The sequence below is a fragment of the Methylobacterium sp. E-005 genome, from assembly GCF_022829725.1.
Lineage (GTDB): Bacteria > Pseudomonadota > Alphaproteobacteria > Rhizobiales > Beijerinckiaceae > Methylobacterium.
Map to the genome: position 1 here is coordinate 1 of NZ_JAKSYG010000006.1, position 3,366 is coordinate 3,366.

Genomic DNA, 3,366 nt, shown 5'->3' on the forward strand with positions numbered 1-3,366 from the left:
GGCGAAGACATCAGTGACATCGTGAAGAGGGAATGTGGCCGTTGGGGCAGAGAGATCTGTGAACTCTGGCGGTCATGTTCGGCAAGCATACGGCGATTTGATCGGAAACGATCGGATCGCTGGTCTTTTTGTGACCGTGTCGCGCTGATCGGCCAGCCTTACGGCTGTCGGATCAGCGACGGACATCGATCACGAGAGCGATCAAGTGCCTTAAGAGCATTCGGTGGATGCCTTGGCGCTGAGAGGCGATGAAGGACGTGGTACGCTGCGATAAGCCTTGGGGAGCTGCGAACGAGCTTTGATCCAGGGATTTCCGAATGGGGAAACCCACCTTCGACCTTCCGTATTGTGGGACCAGGCGCGAGCCTGGTTCCTCAATACGGTTGGTCACATGAAGGTATCAAATCCTGAATACAATAGGGGTTTGAAGCGAACCCGGGGAACTGAAACATCTCAGTACCCGGAGGAAAGGACATCAACGAGACTCCGTCAGTAGTGGCGAGCGAACGCGGATCAGGCCAGTGCCTGTGTTGAGTTTACCGGAACGGTCTGGAAAGGCCGGCGCGATGGGTGACAGCCCCGTACGGGACGGACGAAACACAGGACTCGAGTAGGGCGGGACACGTGAAATCCTGTCTGAACATGGGGGGACCACCCTCCAAGCCTAAGTACTCCTCAGCGACCGATAGCGAACCAGTACCGTGAGGGAAAGGTGAAAAGCACCCCGACGAGGGGAGTGAAACAGCACCTGAAACCGGATGCTTACAAACAGTGGGAGCCCAAGGTTCGTCCTGGGTGACCGCGTACCTTTTGTATAATGGGTCAGCGACTTAAAGTTACGAGCGAGCTTAAGCCGATAGGTGGAGGCGCAGCGAAAGCGAGTCTGAACAGGGCGTTCAGTTCGTGGCTTTAGACCCGAAACCGAGTGATCTAGCCATGTGCAGGATGAAGGTGGGGTAACACCCACTGGAGGTCCGAACCAGTGCCCGTTGAAAAGGTCTTGGATGACGTGTGGCTAGGGGTGAAAGGCCAATCAAACTCGGAAATAGCTGGTTCTCCGCGAAAGCTATTTAGGTAGCGCCTCGCGTGAATACCTCACGGGGTAGAGCACTGGATGGGCTAGGGCCGCCCACAGCGGTACCAAACCCAACCAAACTCCGAATACGTGAGAGTACTGCGCGGGAGACACACGGCGGGTGCTAACGTCCGTCGTGGAGAGGGAAACAACCCTGACCGACAGCTAAGGCCCCCAATTCGTGGCTAAGTGGGAAAGGATGTGGGACTCCCAAAACAACCAGGAGGTTGGCTTAGAAGCAGCCATCCTTTAAAGAAAGCGTAACAGCTCACTGGTCTAAATAAGGGGTCCTGCGCCGAAAATGTAACGGGGCTCAAGCCACGAGCCGAAGCTTCGGATTCACTCCTTCGGGGGTGAGTGGTAGCGGAGCGTTCCCTAGGCCTGCGAAGCGGCACCTGTGAGGGGCCGTGGAGGTATGGGAAGTGCGAATGCTGACATGAGTAACGACAAAGAGTGTGAAAGACACTCTCGCCGAAAGTCCAAGGGTTCCTGCGTAAAGTTAATCTGCGCAGGGTTAGCCGGCCCCTAAGGCGAGGCCGAAAGGCGTAGTCGATGGGAACGGGGCGAACATTCCCCGGCCAGCGGATGGTGACGGATGCCGTGTATCGTTTGACCTTATCGGATTGGTCAGGCGGTGAAGGGGTCCCAGGAAATAGCCTCCGCGTAAGACCGTACCCGAAACCGACACAGGTGGACTGGTAGAGTATACCAAGGCGCTTGAGAGAACGATGCTGAAGGAACTCGGCAATTTGCCTCCGTAACTTCGGGATAAGGAGGCCTCTGTCTTACGCAAGTAGGGCAGAGGGGCACAGACCAGGGGGTGGCGACTGTTTATCTAAAACACAGGGCTCTGCGAAGTCTGTAAGACGACGTATAGGGCCTGACGCCTGCCCGGTGCCGGAAGGTTAAGAGGAGAGGTGAGAGCTTTGAATCGAAGCCCCGGTAAACGGCGGCCGTAACTATAACGGTCCTAAGGTAGCGAAATTCCTTGTCGGGTAAGTTCCGACCTGCACGAATGGCGTAACGATCTCCCCGCTGTCTCCAGCATCGGCTCAGTGAAATTGAATTCCCCGTGAAGATGCGGGGTTCCTGCGGTCAGACGGAAAGACCCCGTGCACCTTTACTGTAGCTTTGCGCTGGCCTTCGTGTCGGCATGTGTAGGATAGGTGGTAGGCTATGAAGTTCAGGCGTCAGCCTGGATGGAGCCGTCCTTGAAATACCACCCTTGGCGATATGGTGGTCTAACCGCGACCCTTGATCGGGGTCCGGGACCGCGCATGGCAGGCAGTTTGACTGGGGCGGTCGCCTCCCAAAGCGTAACGGAGGCGTACGAAGGTGGGCTCAGAGCGGTCGGAAATCGCTCGTCGCGTGCAATGGCATAAGCCCGCTTGACTGCGAGACGGACAGGTCGAGCAGAGACGAAAGTCGGTCATAGTGATCCGGTGGTCCCGCGTGGGTGGGCCATCGCTCAACGGATAAAAGGTACGCCGGGGATAACAGGCTGATGACCCCCAAGAGTCCATATCGACGGGGTCGTTTGGCACCTCGATGTCGGCTCATCACATCCTGGGGCTGGAGAAGGTCCCAAGGGTTCGGCTGTTCGCCGATTAAAGTGGTACGTGAGCTGGGTTCAGAACGTCGTGAGACAGTTCGGTCCCTATCTGCCGTGGGTGTAGGAGGTTTGAGAGGCTTTGTCCCTAGTACGAGAGGACCGGGATGAACGTACCTCTGGTGGAGCTGTTGTCGCGCCAGCGGCAGTGCAGCATAGCTACGTACGGACGGGATAACCGCTGAAGGCATCTAAGCGGGAAACCCCCCTTAAAACGAGACCTCCCTTGAGGGCCGTGGAAGACGACCACGTCGATAGGCCGGGGGTGCAAGCGCGGCGACGCGTTGAGCCGACCGGTACTAATCGCCCGATTGGCTTGATCGCTCTCGTGATCCGTGTCCGGACTGGTTCGGCAGCCGCAAGGCTGGCGAAGCCAGAGACACACAACATAAGAAGACCCGCAGCATATCCGCTGCCTGCTTGCCGAACACAGCACTGGCCGTCGCAGCACCCTGCGCCGCCCGGTGCCAAACGAATTGCGATGCGCCGGTCTGGTGGCTCGAGCGGCGTGCTCCTCGAGCTTCCGTTTCGCACGCAGGTGATCGAGGAGCACGCCGATTTCCGTGGCTGGAAGCAGGGCGTGCTCGCCGCCTACCGGGCCGCCGAGGCGAACCAGACGTGGTGGTACCTGCCCGATGGCCGGACGCTCCGCGTGGTGGCGGATCCGAACCCGCAGGGCGGC

1 rRNA gene is annotated in these 3,366 nt (G+C 58.3%); it reads left to right on the forward strand.

Annotation, left to right across the window (positions count from 1 at the left end):
* Positions 1-199: 199 nt before the first annotated feature.
* Positions 200-3,008, forward strand: a 23S ribosomal RNA gene (locus MKK88_RS00035).
* Positions 3,009-3,366 lie beyond the last annotated feature (358 nt).